The organism is Lacimicrobium sp. SS2-24 (genome assembly GCF_002201535.1).
Lineage (GTDB): Bacteria > Pseudomonadota > Gammaproteobacteria > Enterobacterales > Alteromonadaceae > Lacimicrobium.
Window position 1 is genome coordinate 1 of the sequence record NZ_NIWW01000014.1, and the last position, 16,670, is coordinate 16,670.

Annotated in this window: 11 protein-coding genes, 1 tRNA gene and 1 pseudogene; all 13 read right to left on the bottom strand. The window is 49.3% G+C overall.

Annotation, left to right across the window (positions count from 1 at the left end; all coding sequences use genetic code 11):
* Positions 1-63: 63 nt before the first annotated feature.
* On the bottom strand, positions 64-2,169 hold the full coding sequence (gene fusA / locus CCY32_RS16795; protein ID WP_088332818.1) for an elongation factor G: 2,106 nt from the start codon (positions 2,167-2,169) through the stop codon (positions 64-66).
* 21 nt (positions 2,170-2,190) lie between these two features.
* The gene (gene rpsG, locus CCY32_RS16800) at positions 2,191-2,661 is read right to left on the bottom strand and encodes a 30S ribosomal protein S7 (protein WP_062476049.1); all 471 of its coding nucleotides are present in this window, start codon (positions 2,659-2,661) and stop codon (positions 2,191-2,193) included.
* 78 nt (positions 2,662-2,739) lie between these two features.
* Entirely contained in the window at positions 2,740-3,114 is a 375-nt protein-coding gene (rpsL, locus tag CCY32_RS16805) for a 30S ribosomal protein S12 (protein WP_062476045.1), read from the bottom strand.
* Between the two features lie 240 nt (positions 3,115-3,354).
* On the bottom strand, positions 3,355-7,539 hold the full coding sequence (gene rpoC / locus CCY32_RS16810; protein ID WP_088332820.1) for a DNA-directed RNA polymerase subunit beta': 4,185 nt from the start codon (positions 7,537-7,539) through the stop codon (positions 3,355-3,357).
* 74 nt (positions 7,540-7,613) lie between these two features.
* A complete protein-coding gene (rpoB, locus tag CCY32_RS16815) occupies positions 7,614-11,642 on the bottom strand; it encodes a DNA-directed RNA polymerase subunit beta (protein WP_088332836.1) in 4,029 nt (1,342 codons plus the stop codon).
* A 287-nt stretch (positions 11,643-11,929) separates the two neighbouring features.
* On the bottom strand, positions 11,930-12,307 hold the full coding sequence (rplL, locus tag CCY32_RS16820; protein ID WP_088332822.1) for a 50S ribosomal protein L7/L12: 378 nt from the start codon (positions 12,305-12,307) through the stop codon (positions 11,930-11,932).
* Between the two features lie 54 nt (positions 12,308-12,361).
* Positions 12,362-12,880 carry a 50S ribosomal protein L10 gene (gene rplJ, locus CCY32_RS16825; protein ID WP_088332824.1) on the bottom strand — a complete coding sequence of 173 codons (519 nt, stop codon included), beginning with the start codon at positions 12,878-12,880 and terminating at the stop codon, positions 12,362-12,364.
* A 282-nt stretch (positions 12,881-13,162) separates the two neighbouring features.
* Positions 13,163-13,858, bottom strand: coding sequence for a 50S ribosomal protein L1 (gene rplA, locus CCY32_RS16830; protein WP_088332826.1), 696 nt, complete (start codon positions 13,856-13,858; stop codon positions 13,163-13,165).
* Between the two features lie 4 nt (positions 13,859-13,862).
* Positions 13,863-14,291, bottom strand: a complete 429-nt coding sequence (gene rplK, locus CCY32_RS16835; protein ID WP_088332828.1) for a 50S ribosomal protein L11 — start codon at positions 14,289-14,291, stop codon at positions 13,863-13,865.
* A gap of 207 nt (positions 14,292-14,498) precedes the next feature.
* The gene (gene nusG / locus CCY32_RS16840; protein WP_088332830.1) at positions 14,499-15,035 is read right to left on the bottom strand and encodes a transcription termination/antitermination protein NusG; all 537 of its coding nucleotides are present in this window, start codon (positions 15,033-15,035) and stop codon (positions 14,499-14,501) included.
* 1 nt (position 15,036) lies between these two features.
* Positions 15,037-15,414 carry a preprotein translocase subunit SecE gene (gene secE / locus CCY32_RS16845; protein WP_088332832.1) on the bottom strand — a complete coding sequence of 126 codons (378 nt, stop codon included), beginning with the start codon at positions 15,412-15,414 and terminating at the stop codon, positions 15,037-15,039.
* Positions 15,415-15,603: 189 nt separating this feature from the next.
* A tRNA-Trp gene (locus CCY32_RS16850) sits at positions 15,604-15,680 on the bottom strand.
* A gap of 758 nt (positions 15,681-16,438) precedes the next feature.
* Positions 16,439-16,670 (bottom strand): annotated as a pseudogene (gene tuf / locus CCY32_RS16860) (elongation factor Tu); the annotation flags it as partial.

The window sequence follows — 16,670 nt, forward strand, 5'->3', positions numbered from 1 at the left end:
ACTAAGTTCCTAAGTTAAAAGTCCGGCCCCCTGTCAAAGACAGATTACCGGACCAGACCTTCATTAAGATTTTCTAGCTTCAATAATCGCGTTAGCCACATTGCTAGGTGCTTCCGCGTAATTAAAGAATTCCATTGAGTATGATGCTCGCCCCTGGGTTGCACTTCGCAGGTCGGTGGCATAACCAAACATCTCTGATAATGGTACTTTCGCACGCACTATCTTGATACCGGCAACGCCGTCTTCCATACCTTCTATCATACCCCGGCGACGGTTGAGGTCTCCCACAACATCACCCATCCACTCCTCGGGAGTGGTGACTTCTACTTTCATGGTCGGTTCAAGTAATACAGGCTTCGCTTCTGCGGCCCCTTTCTTGAAACCCATCGAGCCTGCGATCTTAAACGCCATTTCAGAAGAGTCAACATCGTGGAAAGATCCGTCAAATAACGTCACTTTCACATCAAGAACAGGATAGCCGGCGATAACACCGTTTTGCATCTGCTCCTGGATCCCTTTATCAACGGCTGGAATGTATTCCTTAGGAATCACACCACCGACGATATTATTAACAAATGCGTATCCAGCACTTTCTTCCTGCGGCTCAATCTTCAGCCAAACATGACCATATTGGCCTCGTCCACCAGACTGACGCACGAATTTGCCTTCAACTTCAACCGTTTTGCGGATGGTTTCGCGGTATGCAACCTGGGGTTTACCCACATTACATTCCACCTTAAATTCGCGACGCATCCGGTCAACGATAATATCCAGATGAAGTTCACCCATACCGGAGATAATGGTCTGGCCTGATTCTTCATCGGTCTTAACCCGAAAAGAAGGATCTTCAGCGGCCAATTTACCAAGCGCAATCCCCATCTTCTCCTGGTCGGCCTTAGAACGAGGCTCCACCGCCACTGAAATAACAGGGTCAGGGAATTCCATACGCTCCAAAATGATCACATGATTTGGATCACACAGGGTATCCCCTGTCGTGACATCCTTCAGACCAACGGCCGCCGCGATATCACCAGCACACACAGACTTAAGCTCTTCACGGCTGTTCGCGTGCATTTGCACGATACGACCAAAACGCTCGCGCTTAGATTTCACCGAGTTATACACGGTGTCACCTGTCTGTACTACGCCAGAATAACAGCGGAAAAACGTCAGGGTGCCAACGAAAGGATCGGTTGCGATCTTAAAGGCCAGTGCAGAGAACGGTTCATTGTCATCCGCATGACGCTCGTCCAGGGTCTCTGCCGCATCATCAAGGTGTCCCTTGATGGCAGGCACATCGCCTGGTGCTGGCAGATATTCCACCACCGCATCCAATACAGCCTGAACGCCTTTATTCTTAAAGGCTGAGCCACAGGTTGCCAGGACAATCTCATTTCTCAGAGTACGCAAGCGTAACCCTTGCTTGATCTCGTCTTCTGTCAACTCTCCGCCTTCAAGATACTTCTCCATAAGCTCTTCTGAGGCTTCTGCAGCCGCTTCGACCATATCGCTGCGATAACGAGCGGCTTTGTCGGCCAGCTCTGCAGGGATATCTTCATAGGTAAACGTCATGCCCATATCAGCTTCATTCCAGTTAATGGCTTTCATCTTGATAAGGTCAATGACACCTTTGAAGTGCTCTTCGGCGCCTATATTCAGTTGAATCGGAATGCAAGTGGCACCGAGTCGGGTACGAATCTGTTTAACGACCCGCTCGAAATCGGCGCCGGCTCTGTCCATTTTATTCACAAAAACCATTCGTGGAACGTGGTATTTGTCGGCTTGTCGCCACACGGTTTCAGACTGTGGTTCTACACCGGATGAACCGCAGAAAACCACCACCGCACCATCAAGAACACGCAAAGACCGCTCAACTTCAATCGTGAAGTCAACGTGTCCCGGCGTATCAATAATATTGATGCGGTGCTGATCAAACTGCTGGGTCATACCAGCCCAGAAACAGGTTGTGGCAGCAGAGGTGATGGTAATCCCTCTCTCCTGCTCCTGTTCCATCCAGTCCATGGTGGCAGCGCCATCATGGACTTCACCGATTTTGTGTGACAAACCCGTATAGAACAGCACCCTCTCAGTGGTCGTGGTTTTACCCGCGTCCACGTGAGCACAGATACCGATATTACGATAGCGCTCAATAGGGGTTTTACGAGCCATAATTGCCTCTCTGATCCAAGATTACCAGCGGTAGTGAGCGAAGGCTTTGTTTGCTTCTGCCATGCGGTGAACGTCTTCACGCTTCTTAACCGCAGAACCTTTGTTTTCAGATGCATCCAGCATCTCGGCAGCCAGGCGCTGAGCCATAGACTTTTCGCCACGCTTACGAGCAGCTTCAACCAACCAACGCATGCCAAGAGCATTACGACGAACAGGGCGAACCTCTACAGGTACCTGATAGGTTGAACCCCCAACACGGCGGGACTTAACTTCCACAGACGGACGGATGTTATCCAGAGCGTCTTCAAATACGTCCAGATGATCTTTGCTGGTTTTTCCAGCAACGATATCCAGCGCACCATATACGATTTTTTCAGCAGTTGATTTTTTGCCGTCCAGCATGACGACATTCATGAACTTAGCTAGTAATAGTGATCCGAACTTAGGATCGGGTAGGATCTTTCTTTGACCTACGACTCTTCTTCTAGGCATCTTCTATTCTCCGTTGAATTCAGGGGTAACCCAAAACTCTATATTTATGTCAGTTTGGCCTTACTAAACGGAGAACCGTTAAGACTTGGGCCTTTTCGCGCCGTACTTGGAACGACCCTGTTTACGGGCGCTTACGCCTGCACAGTCTAAGGTTCCACGAACGGTATGATAACGAACACCTGGCAGGTCTTTAACACGACCACCGCGAATCAGCACAACACTGTGCTCTTGCAGGTTGTGACCTTCACCACCGATGTATGAGCTGACCTCGAAACCATTGGTCAGGCGAACACGACACACTTTACGCAGTGCAGAGTTCGGCTTCTTTGGAGTGGTAGTATATACACGAGTACATACACCACGTCGTTGTGGACAAGCCTGAAGCGCAGGGACGTTGCTTTTTTCAACGACCTTCTGGCGCGGCTTGCGCACTAACTGGTTAACTGTTGCCATTAACTAGCTCCTGATAAAAAAACTACTGATTTAATCGTATAACACTCATTTTTTTGCCTAAATTTGAGCAACCAACTCGCTCAATTTAGATGCTAAAAAATGATAAAAACCGCAACCCTGAAACAGGGTCGCGGAATTCTATAGAGCAAAGATTGAGCTGTCAAGCCGAAGGCTGATTTGCTGGCCTTCTTGCAGCTTTACAGCGTAGCATCGGCCAAACAGTCCGATGCCTTTGCTTCACTAACTTTCAGCATCACCGCCACTGCCAGTTTCGGCATTGAGCGCATCAGACAATGCCTGCTCTGCTTCAGCGGCAGACACGGACGGATCCTCTACCACTTCTGCAGCCAGCTTGCGACGCTGACGTTGCTGGTGATAAGCAAAACCGGTACCGGCAGGAATCAAACGGCCCACAATCACGTTCTCTTTGAGACCGCGCAGATCGTCTTCTTTGCCTTGTACTGCCGCTTCGGTCAATACTCTGGTCGTTTCCTGGAAGGACGCCGCAGAGATGAACGATTCGGTAGACAGTGAGGCTTTGGTAATACCCAGCAGCTGTATTTCATACTGCGCCGGGATCTTGCCTTGTTTTTCCAGCCTACGGTTTTCGATCTTCACTTCAGACAACTCAAGCTGTTCCCCTTCAAGGAACTGACTGTCACCCGGATGGGTAATCAGGCACTTGCGCAGCATCTGGCGAATGACCACTTCGATGTGCTTATCGTTAATCTTTACACCCTGGAGGCGATATACATCCTGAACTTCGTTCACAATGTAATTCGACACCGCGCTGATACCACGCAGGCGAAGGATGTCATGTGGTGATTCAGGACCGTCAGAGATCACTTCACCTTTTTCCACCTTCTCACCCTCGAAGACATTCAGTTGACGCCACTTAGGAATCATTTCCTCATAGGCATCGCCTTGTTCCGGGGTGATGATCAGGCGACGCTTACCTTTGGTTTCTTTACCAAAGCTGATCGTTCCTGACACTTCTGCAAGAATGGCCGGCTCTTTCGGCTTACGGGCTTCAAACAAGTCCGCAACCCTTGGCAGACCACCGGTAATATCCCGGGTCTTAGAGCTTTCCTGAGGAATACGCGCCAATACATCACCCGTATTCGCCACTTTACCGTCAGACGCTTCGATCGTCGTAAAGCTAGGCAGTCGAATTTCCTGCAGGCCATGTTCTTCGGACTCAAGAATTAACTTAGGCTCTTTCGCATTCGCCTTGGTTAAATCCTTAACAACAATACGCGTCAGGCCAGTCAGTTCATCCTGCTGCATCTCGGTATTGCTGTCATCAACATCAGCAAAGCTGATTTTGGCGTCGCGTTCTACAATAATTGGGTGCGAGTGAGGGTCCCAGTTTGCGACCACTTCTCCGGCACTTACTTTGGCACTGTCATCCACTGCCAATGTTGCACCATAAGGTACTTTGTAACGCTCTTTTTCACGTCCCTGATCATCAATGATGGTGATTTCAGTAGAACGTGAAGTGATCACAACTTTATCTTCTGTGTTGCGTACAAACTTCGCGTTATGCAGCTTCAGACGACCATCGGTTTTAACCTGCACGCTATTTTCAGCAGACGCTCTGGAAGCCGCACCACCGATGTGGAACGTACGCATGGTCAGCTGAGTACCGGGTTCACCGATGGATTGTGCGGCGATAACCCCCACAGATTCACCAATGCCCACCTGATGACCACGAGCCAGGTCCCTGCCGTAACATTTGGCACACACACCGAAATCGTTTTCACAGGTGATAACCGAACGCACCATTACCTGATCTACAGAGTGCGCCTCAAGCAGGTCTACCAAGGCTTCGTCAAGAATCACATTACGTTCTACCAGTACCTCTTCAGATCCTGGCATGTAAACGTCTTCAGCCACAGTTCGGCCAAGTACACGTTCACGCAATGGCTCTACCACGTCACCACCTTCAATCAGTGGTGTCATCTTAACGCCTTCGAAGGTGCCGCAATCATCATTGGTGATAACCAAATCCTGGGCGACATCCACGAGACGACGTGTCAGATAACCTGAGTTTGCGGTCTTCAGTGCCGTATCCGCGAGACCCTTACGGGCACCGTGAGTAGAGATGAAGTACTGCAATACGTTCAGACCTTCACGGAAGTTAGCGGTGATGGGTGTTTCAATGATGGAGCCATCTGGCTTAGCCATCAGACCACGCATACCAGCCAACTGACGAATCTGCGCCGGGCTACCCCGGGCACCGGAGTCGGCCATCATGTAAACGGAGTTGAAGGAGTTTTGCTCTTCGGTTTCACCGTCGCGGTTCACCACTTCTTCCTTCGACAAGTTACTCATCATGGCTTTAGCAACACGTTCGTTAGCTGCCGACCAAATATCAATAACCTTGTTGTAGCGCTCACCCGCTGTGACCAAACCGGACTGGAACTGATCCTGAATTTCAGCCACTTCAGCACCGGCTTCACCGATGATCTCGACTTTCTCTTCAGGGATAACCATGTCATTCAGACAGATAGACACACCCGCTATCATGGCGTAGTGAAAACCGGTGTACATGATTTGGTCACCGGCAATAACGGTGTCTTTAAGACCCAGTGTACGATAACAAACATTGAGCAGTCTGGAGATCTGCTTCTTACCCATAGGCTGATTGATCAGCTCAAAAGGCAGGCCTTCTGGCAATACCAGAGACAAAATAGCGCGACCTACAGTCGTGTCGATCAGCGAATACTTTTCAGTCTTGTTACCCTGCTCATCCACTTCCACTTCGCGGATACGCACTTTGACACGGGCATGCAGTTCTGCGATATCCGTGCGATAGGCTTTTTCGGCTTCATGGGGATTTTTAAACACCATGCCTTCGCCTTTGCCATTAACACGGTCACGGGTCATGTAATACAGACCCAAAACCACGTCCTGAGATGGCACGATGATTGGCTCACCGTTTGCAGGCGACAGGATGTTGTTAGTTGACATCATCAGCGCACGAGATTCGAGCTGAGCTTCCAATGTCAATGGCAAATGCACGGCCATTTGGTCACCGTCGAAGTCAGCGTTATAGGCCGCACACACCAGAGGGTGCAACTGAATCGCTTTACCTTCAATCAGTACCGGTTCGAAAGCCTGAATACCCAATCTGTGCAGTGTTGGCGCACGGTTCAAAAGCACCGGATGTTCACGGATAACTTCATCCAGCACATCCCACACTTCCGGGGCTTCACGCTCAACCATTTTCTTGGCGGCTTTGATCGTCGTGGCCAGGCCACGACCTTCAAGTTTGCCATAGATAAACGGCTTGAACAGTTCCAGTGCCATTTTCTTAGGCAGACCACACTGATGCAAACGCAGTGTTGGACCAACAGTAATAACGGAACGACCAGAGTAATCGACACGTTTACCGAGCAGGTTCTGACGGAAACGGCCTTGTTTACCTTTGATCATATCCGCAAGAGACTTCAGCGGCCGTTTGTTTGAACCGGTGATGGCACGGCCACGACGACCGTTATCTAGCAGCGCATCAACCGCTTCCTGCAACATACGTTTTTCGTTACGCACAATAATATCCGGTGCTGCAAGGTCAAGCAGACGCTTCAGACGATTATTCCGGTTAATCACGCGACGATACAGGTCATTCAGATCTGAGGTGGCAAAACGACCACCATCCAGTGGTACCAACGGACGCAAATCTGGTGGCAATACCGGTAATACGGTCAGAATCATCCACTCGGGACGATTCCCGGATTGCTGGAATGACTCCAACAACTTAAGACGCTTGGAAATCTTTTTGCGCTTTGTCTCTGAATTAATAGATGGCAGCTCTTCACGCATGGCGACCACGTCAGCATCCACATCCAGCACTTTGAGCAAATCAAAGACAGCTTCCGCACCCATTTTGGCTTCGAATTCGTCACCATGTTCTTCCAGTGCGTCCAGGTACTCTTCTTCAGTGAGTAACTGAGAGCGTTCCAGCGTGGTCATGCCGGGCTCAGTCACCACATAAGATTCGAAATACAGCACGCGCTCGATATCACGTAACGTCATATCCAGCATCAAACCAATGCGTGAGGGCAGTGATTTGAGGAACCAGATATGGGCCACTGGGCTGGCCAGCTCGATATGGCCCATGCGCTCACGACGGACTTTAGTCAGAGTGACTTCAACGCCACACTTCTCACAGATCACGCCACGATGCTTGAGTCGCTTGTACTTACCACACAAACACTCATAATCCTTAACCGGACCAAAAATACGCGCACAAAAGAGCCCTTCGCGCTCTGGTTTGAACGTGCGGTAGTTGATGGTTTCGGGTTTCTTAACCTCACCGTAAGACCACGAACGGATCATGTCCGGAGAAGCCAGACCAATTCGAATGTTATCGAATTCTTCGGTCTTATTTTGCTGCTTCAAAAACTTTAATAAGTCTTTCACGATTTTCTCCCTGCGGAGTCATTAACCTATGGGAGCCCGCAGGCTCCCAACATGCCCTGATAATCGTCAGTGGCCTAGTTTTCTTCCAGTTCGATGTTGATACCCAACGAGCGGATCTCTTTCAGCAATACGTTGAAAGATTCCGGCATGCCAGGTTCCATACGATAATCGCCGTCCACAATGTTCTTATACATCTTGGTACGACCATTCACATCGTCCGACTTGACTGTCAGCATTTCCTGCAAGGTATAGGCAGCACCGTAAGCTTCCAGTGCCCACACTTCCATCTCTCCGAAGCGCTGACCACCGAACTGGGCTTTACCACCCAGAGGTTGCTGCGTAACCAGGCTGTAAGAACCGGTTGAACGGGCATGCATCTTGTCATCGACTAAGTGGTTAAGTTTCAGCATGTACATGTAACCCACTGTCACTTTACGCTCGAACGGGCGACCGGTACGGCCATCATGTAACACGATCTGACCATCTTCTGGGATATCAGCCAACGCCAACATCTGTTTGATTTCTGCCTCGGTGGCACCATCAAATACCGGCGTGGCAATCGGCAAGCCTTTGCGCAGATTTCCGGCCAGACGCTCCACTTCGTCATCGGTGAAACTGTCGATGTCCGCTTTGTGGTGAGCTTCGCCAAGGTCATAAACCTCTTTGATAAAGCCCCGTAGCTTAGCTTTGTCCTGCTGTTCTTTCAGCATGCGGTCAATCTTGGCACCGATACCGTGAGCAGCCATACCCAGATGCATTTCCAGCACCTGACCGATGTTCATCCGTGAAGGTACACCCAGAGGGTTGAGTACGATATCAACGGGTTGCCCATGTTCATCGTAAGGCATGTCTTCAACTGGCACGATGGTGGAAATAACACCCTTGTTACCATGACGACCAGCCATCTTGTCACCAGGCTGAATATGACGTTTAACCGCCAGATAGACTTTAACAATCTTCAGCACGCCAGGTGCCAAATCGTCGCCCTGAGTGATCTTACGACGCTTCATTTCAAACTTCTTATCGAAGTCGTCTTTGATCTCACCGTGCTGCTCAGCGATCTGTTCAAGATCGTTTTGCGCATCCTCGTCTTTCAGGCTGATATCAAACCATTTTTCACGTGGCAAGCTATCCAGCTTTTCTTCTTTGATGCCGTTGTTTAACAACAGGTTGCGGGCACGAGAGAAGATGCCGTCAGCGAGAATGTTAAACTCATCTGACAAATCTTTCTTAACCTGGCGAAGCTGCATGTCTTCAATTTCCAGGGCACGCTTGTCTTTCTCAACGCCGTCGCGGGTAAATACCTGAACGTCGATAACCGTACCGTGAACACTGTTCGGAACACGTAAAGACGTGTCTTTTACATCCGATGCTTTTTCACCGAAGATCGCACGCAGCAACTTCTCTTCTGGTGTCAGCTGGGTTTCACCTTTAGGTGTCACCTTACCCACCAGAATATCGCCGCCTTTCACTTCGGCGCCGATATAAACCACGCCCGATTCATCCAGTTTACCCAGTGCCGATTCACCGACGTTGGGGATATCACAGGTGATTTCTTCTGGCCCCAGCTTAGTGTCACGGGCAATACAGTTCAGTTCCTGAATATGTATTGTCGTCAGACGGTCTTCTTCAGCCACACGCTCAGAGATAAGAATAGAATCCTCAAAGTTGAATCCATTCCAGGGCATAAAGGCGACACGCATATTCTGACCCAGAGCCAACTCACCCATATCGGTGGAAGGACCATCGGCGAGAACGTCACCGGCAACAATCGGTTCGCCAACATTACATGTAGGCTTCTGATTGATACAGGTGTTCTGATTTGAACGGGTGTATTTGGTCAGGTTGTAGATATCGATACCGGCTTCGCCTGCAAAGGTCTCCTCTTCGTTGACCTTGATCACGATACGGCTGGCATCTACGTAATCCACAACACCACCACGCTTGGCGACGACGGTTACGCCGGAGTCCACAGCGATAGTTTTTTCCATACCGGTTCCGACCAGCGGCTTCTCAGCACGCAGGGTAGGTACTGCCTGACGTTGCATGTTCGAGCCCATCAGCGCTCGGTTAGCATCGTCGTGCTCCAGGAAGGGGATGATGCTGGCAGCAACAGACACGATCTGTTGTGGCGACACATCCATGTATTCCACTTCTTCCCGTGGTTTGAGCGTAAACTCACCACGATGACGGCAAGACACCAGGTCATCTGCAAGGTGGCCTTCATCATCCAGCACTGCATTCGCCTGAGCGATGGCATACTGGCCTTCTTCAATCGCAGACAGATAATCGATTTCGTCAGTGACGATACCATCGACAATACGACGGTACGGTGTCTCCAGGAAACCAAAGTCATTGGTTCTGGCATAAGTTGCCAAAGAGTTGATCAGACCGATGTTTGGTCCTTCCGGCGTCTCGATAGGACATACGCGGCCATAGTGAGTGACGTGAACGTCACGCACTTCGAACCCTGCACGCTCACGGGTCAGACCACCCGGGCCCAAAGCAGAGATTCTGCGTTTGTGGGTCACTTCCGAAAGTGGGTTGTTCTGATCCATAAACTGAGACAGCTGGCTCGAACCGAAGAACTCTTTAACGGCAGCCGAGATTGGCTTAGCGTTAATCAAATCCTGTGGCATGACGTTGTCCAGGTCACCCAGACTTAAGCGCTCTTTTACTGCTCGCTCTACACGCACCAGACCAACACGGAACTGGTTCTCTGCCATTTCACCAACAGAGCGGATACGGCGGTTACCCAGGTGATCGATATCGTCCACATCATCTTTACCATCACGGATAGCAATCAATTGCTTCATTACCGCGACAATATCTTCCTTGGACAACGTACCTTCACCGGTGAGCTCATCGCGACCGAGGCGGCGATTGAACTTCATACGGCCCACAGAGGACAGATCATATCGGTCATCAGAGAAGAACAGGTTTTCGAACAGCGTTTCTGCGGCATCTTTTGTTGGCGGTTCGCCAGGACGCATCATGCGGTAAATCTCTACCAGCGCTTCGAGCCTGTTGGTGGTGGAGTCAATGCGCAATGTCTCTGACATATAAGCGCCGTGATCTAACTCGTTGATATACAACGTTTCAAAGCTGTCATAACCGGCTTTTTTCAGATCCAGCAGGGTTTCCAGTGTAAATTCGTCGTTAGCATTAGCAACCACTTCACCGGTAGATTCATCTACATAGGTGCGCGCCACGACTTTACCAACCAAATACTCTGGTGGAACTTCCAGTTCTTTAATGCCTGCTTTCTCAAGCTGGCGTGTGTGACGGGCAGAGATACGACGACCGGCTTCAACCAGCACATTGCCCTCTTTGTCCAGGATATCGAACTGAGCGGTTTCACCACGCAGACGATCCGGAACGATATCCATCATCACTTTTTCATCGGTGATACGAACCTGGTTTTTCTCAAAGAACAGATCCAGTATTTCTTCCGTACTCATTTCCAAAGCACGAAGAATAATTGACGCGGGCAATTTACGGCGGCGGTCAATACGAACAAACAAGTTGTCCTTAGGATCGAACTCGAAATCTAACCAGGAGCCACGGTAAGGAATTACCCTGGCGTTATATAAGACTTTACCGGAAGAGTGGGTTTTGCCTTTGTCGTGGTCAAAAAACACGCCTGGAGAGCGATGCAACTGAGAAACGATAACTCGTTCGGTACCATTAATAACAAAAGTACCATTCTCGGTCATGAGTGGAATTTCACCCATGTACACTTCTTGCTCTTTAATATCTTTTACTGTGCCCGGCGCAGCTTCTTTATCAAACAGCACCAGACGCAATTTCACCCGCAGTGGAGCCGAATAGGTGACCCCCCGGATCTGACATTCCTTGACGTCAAACACGGGTTCACCCAGCCGATAGCTCACATACTGTAATTCAGAGTTACCTGAATAGCTCTTGATAGGAAACACCGAACTGAAGGCTGCTTCGAGGCCATATTGGCCAGCTGCATCAATTTCGATGAATTTCTTAAAAGAGTCTAGCTGGATTGAAAGAAGATACGGTATTTCCAATACCTGTGGGCGTTTGCCAAAATTCTTACGAATACGTTTCTTTTCGCTATAAGAGTAAACCATGGGTTCCTCAGCCTGCTGATTTTTGACCCAACTTGCCTTTACTGCACTCATACCATGATGAGCAATAGACAAACTTCCAGCACCGTTTTAAGGACCGTTCTACTATGCGCCTCAGTCAGCCCTGATTGCTGACGACTAAGTCTTTGAATAATAGTGGTTCCTGTGCGCCTTTTTACGGATAGGTAACAAACGGTGTAAGTACACTATCCTACAGCGCAAAAAGGCTGGTGATCAAATGATCACCAGCCTTTGCCTGATATCAGGCAAATAATCTGTCAAAAGACAGATTATTTGATCTCAACTTTAGCACCAGCTTCTTCAAGCTCTTTCTTCAGTGCTTCAGCGTCTTCTTTGCTTACGCCTTCTTTGATCGCTTTAGGAGCAGCTTCAACTGCATCCTTCGCTTCTTTCAGGCCAAGACCTGTAGCTGCGCGTACTGCTTTGATTACAGAAACCTTGTTTCCGCCAACTTCAGTCAGTACTACGTCAAATTCAGTCTTCTCTTCTGCAGCAGCATCACCGCCTGCAGCTGGACCAGCAGCAACAGCAACAGCAGCCTGAGCAGAAACACCGAATTTTTCTTCAGCGGCTTCGATCAGTTCTACCAATTCCATCACTGGCATTTCAGCGATTGCATTCAAAATATCGTCTTTAGTTAGAGCCATTTCTCTAAACTCCTGGGTTTAATGTTAAAAATTCAAATAACCAAACACACCAAATTACTTGGTGTCTTTGACTGCCGCCAATACACGCACAAACTTGGAAGGCACTTCGTTGATAGTCTGAACGAATTTGCCAACCGGTGCTTTGAAGGTAGCAAGTAGTCTTGCCAGAGCCTCGTCGCGGGTCGGTAGCGCTGCCACTGCGTCCAGTTTTTCCGGACCCAACAGACCACTGCCGATGGAAAGTGCCGTTACCTTTAATTTTTTGCTGTCTTTGGAGTAATCTTTAAAAAGACGTGCTGCACCACCAGGTGCCTCCAGAGAGAAGCCATAAATCAAAGGTCCGGTCAGAGCGTCATCAATATCAGCAAACTTGCTGTCTGCCAAAGCACGCTTTGCCAGGGTATTCCGAATAACCTTCAGATATACGCCTTGCTCACGAGCCTTAACACGCAATTGCGTCAAATCGGCCACTTCCATTCCGCGGTATTCAGCGACGGCGACGGATAGAGCGCGAGAGGCTACATCGCTGACTTCAGCGACGATCTCTTTTTTTGCTGCTAAACCTAGTGCCACTGAGTTCACCTCTTAGTTACTGAGAAGTCACCTTCTCAGAGTTTATAGATTGATAAGGCCCAATGCCTTACCGCTCCACGGTGTTCGCTATTCCCAGAGAGTCTGAGTCAGATCACCGTCTGCGCAGGCTGTTAGATTAAGCATTCCGTTTATCAATGCAGATGCTCTCTTACTTCATCTGCACAGAATGCGCCTGCGGTCTTGGACGGGAGCTTGCTAAACAAGCTCCAACCCATATTCCTAAGAGAGATCGCCGCTAACGCGACGACAACTTATGAAGAATTAACCCGCCAAACTGGCCTGGTCTACTGTCACGCCAGCACCCATCGTGGTGCTCAGGCTGACTTTCTTCACATAAGAACCTTTTGATGTTGAAGGCTTGGCTTTTTTCAAAGCTTCGATCAAGGACTCAAGGTTCTCTTTGATTTGTTGTGGCTCAAAGCTCACTTTGCCGATGCTGGCATGGATGATACCGTTCTTATCATTACGATAACGAACCTGACCCGCTTTAGCGTTCTTAACTGCAGTCACAACGTCAGGTGTCACAGTACCGGTTTTCGGGTTAGGCATCAGACCACGTGGGCCAAGGATTTGACCCAAAGTACCTACGACACGCATTGCATCAGGAGAAGCAATGACCACGTCAAATGGCATTTCGCCTTTTTTCACCTGAGCGGCCAGGTCATCCATACCTACGATATCAGCACCGGCTTCTTTAGCCGCATCAGCGTTTGCACCCTGAGTGAAAACCGCAACGCGGACATCTTTACCAGTACCGTGTGGCAATACCGTTGCACCACGAACGTTCTGATCAGATTTACGTGGGTCAACACCCAGATTAATCGCCACATCAAAACTTTCTACGAACTTGCTCGTCGCCAGTTCTTTCAACAAAGTCACGGCTTCGTTGATTTCATATTCTTTAGTCGCATCCACTTTTTCCTGGATAGCGCGCATACGTTTGGTTAATTTAGCCATCTGATCAGTCCTCTACTACCAAGCCCATACTACGCGCAGAACCCGCGATCGTGTTCACTGCAGCATCCATATCGGCGGCAGTCAGATCAGGTTCTTTAATGTTGGCGATTTCTTCCAACTGTGCACGCGTCACTTTACCCACTTTTTCAGTGTTCGGACGTGAAGAGCCACTCTTCAAACCGGCTGCTTTTTTCAGCAAGTATGACGCTGGTGGAGTCTTGGTCTCAAAGGTGAAGGATCTATCTTCGTATACGGTAATAACAACAGGTACTGGTGCGCCTTTATCCAGACTTTCTGTCTTGGCGTTGAATGCCTTACAGAATTCCATGATATTAACACCATGTTGACCCAATGCAGGACCTACTGGTGGGCTGGGGTTAGCAGCACCCGCAGCGACCTGAAGTTTAATCAAGCCTTTTACTTTCTTAGCCATCTTTTTAATAACCTCTAAAGTGGGTTTAACGCCTCGTAAGCATTAGAGAGTGCTTACTCAAACGGCTCCCCGTGTTTAAAAAGGGTGCGGATTATATTTTAATCTACACCAGTGTTCAACCCCGATAGTTGACTTTAAGGCATTTTTCGACTTCCACACGCCAAGTCAGTATTAACTGAGGGGCGCAATGAGCCTTAAATGTCGTCCTTAGCCTTTTTCTACCTGACCGAAGTCCAGGTCTACCGGAGTGGAGCGTCCGAAGATTAACACTGAAACCTTCAAGCGACTCTTCTCATAATCGACTTCTTCTACCACACCATTAAAGTCAGCAAATGGTCCGTCCGTAACCCGAACCACTTCACCGGGTTCAAACAAGGTTTTAGGCTTAGGCTTGTCGACAGACTCTTGCAGGCGGTTGAGGATGGCGTCCGCTTCTTTTTTGCTAATCGGCGCAGGACGGTCGGCATTACCGCCGATAAAGCCCAGCACTCTGGGCACACTTTTTACTAAGTGCCAGGAGTCTTCGTTCATTTCCATTTCTACGAGCACATAGCCTGGGAAAAATTTACGCTCACTTTTGCGTTTTTGACCGGCGCGCATCTCAACGACTTCTTCGGTAGGAACCAAAATCTCTCCGAAATAGTCTTCCATACCGTGGATTTTGATATGCTCTTGCAAAGACTGCTTTACTCTTCCTTCATATCCGGAGAAAGCCTGTACCACGTACCACCTTTTATCAGCCATCTTATACTCCTAAGCCTGTGATCAGTGACACCAAACGCACCAATATGCCGTCCAGACCCCACAATAACAGTGCAACAATAGCCGTGGCTGCCAGCACAATAAGCGTCGTCTGGGTTGCTTCCTGGCGAGTCGGCCAGACCACTTTACGGACTTCCATGCGTGATTCTTTAGCGAAATTGAGGAAGCGCGAGCCTTTGTCGGTGGTGGCCGCAATGAAACCTGCCACAGCGACTAAGACGACAACGGAAATGGCTCGAATCAGAACCGATAGGTCCTCATAAATGTAATTGCCGGCAACGGCCGCAGCCAGCAGGCCGATAACCAACACCCATTTGACTGAATCCATTGCATTGGATGTACTTTCTGTATTGACGCTCATGAACTTACCTATAACTACGGACTTAATACCACACTCAATGCCTGGTGTGGTCCTGATGACTTCCCGATCATTAACCGATCAGGAATCGACGCCTGTCACTGCTGTAACACCTTAACCGGTGTCAGCGGCAAAATCGCTGCCTGTGTGCTTCCTGCACCCAAGACCTGATACATCAGGCCTATATTATTTTGGCAGGGGTGGAGGGATTCGAACCCCCAACCGTCGGTTTTGGAGACCGCTGTTCTACCAATTGGAACTACACCCCTATTTGCCTCCTATATATACACAAACCCAATTTGAGAACTAAAAAATGGGATTGGTGCATAAGAAGGGTGCGGTATTATACCTTTTGATTGCGGTTATACAAGGGTTGACCAACAAACAGCACGTCGGCCTGGAGAGGGGTGGCGTGATTGTCTTTAACTCGGCGCACTGGCGTGTGCTGGAAATGAAGCCAGCAGCAAACAATAGAGTGTTATCCATGAGCCTTATAGCCCACCTACGCCGCAGTGTTAGCGCAATATCAGTGTAAAAACCGGCAGGCAGAAAGACAAAGAAAAGGCAGCAATGGGGACTTTTTTCTTAGCGGTAAGGGGGCGCTTCGGGCCACACCATGAATCTCAGGCAATAAAAAAGGCCACCGAAGTGACCTTTTCTAGGATGTTACCTAAATATCGATATTAGTACTACGGGCTATCCTTGCCCTTCGCTCTTCGAGCCAGCCTCCGGCTGTTCTAATTCGTTCCTGACGAATTAGTCGATGATCTTAGATATGACCACCATGGACGGTGGAAATGCAGATAACGCATGGAGCAGTTATCTGCCCGCACCAGCACCTACTGTACGGCCACGTTACTCCGGGCTTCCTGCCCTCCGCCCTTCGGGCCGCCTTTCAGGCGTTCAAAATCGCTCCCGGCGATTTTGTCACGGAACACCGTTTCGGTGGAAGAACTGTTGGCGCCATAAAAACAAAAAGGCCGCATCTTTATGCGGCCTTTCTTATTAGCTATGGATAGCTTCCGGATTATTCAATAATCTTGGAAACAACACCAGCGCCAACAGTTCTTCCACCTTCACGGATAGCGAAGCGCAAGCCTTCGTCCATCGCAATCGGGGCAATCAGCTCAACCTTGAATTTCAGGTTGTCGCCTGGCATTACCATCTCTACGCCTTCTGGCAGCTCTACCGCACCAGTAACGTCTGTTGTACGGAAGTAGAACTGAGGACGATAGCCTTTGAAGAATGGCGTGTGACGA

Coding starts and splice junctions, on each gene's coding strand:
- fusA (WP_088332818.1), bottom strand. CDS start 2,169: ATGGCTCGTAAAACCCCTATTGAGCGCTATCGTAATATCGGTATCTGT.
- rpsG (WP_062476049.1), bottom strand. CDS start 2,661: ATGCCTAGAAGAAGAGTCGTAGGTCAAAGAAAGATCCTACCCGATCCT.
- rpsL (WP_062476045.1), bottom strand. CDS start 3,114: ATGGCAACAGTTAACCAGTTAGTGCGCAAGCCGCGCCAGAAGGTCGTT.
- rpoB (WP_088332836.1), bottom strand. CDS start 11,642: ATGGTTTACTCTTATAGCGAAAAGAAACGTATTCGTAAGAATTTTGGC.
- rplL (WP_088332822.1), bottom strand. CDS start 12,307: ATGGCTCTAACTAAAGACGATATTTTGAATGCAATCGCTGAAATGCCA.
- rplA (WP_088332826.1), bottom strand. CDS start 13,858: ATGGCTAAATTAACCAAACGTATGCGCGCTATCCAGGAAAAAGTGGAT.
- rplK (WP_088332828.1), bottom strand. CDS start 14,291: ATGGCTAAGAAAGTAAAAGGCTTGATTAAACTTCAGGTCGCTGCGGGT.
- nusG (WP_088332830.1), bottom strand. CDS start 15,035: ATGGCTGATAAAAGGTGGTACGTGGTACAGGCTTTCTCCGGATATGAA.
- secE (WP_088332832.1), bottom strand. CDS start 15,414: ATGAGCGTCAATACAGAAAGTACATCCAATGCAATGGATTCAGTCAAA.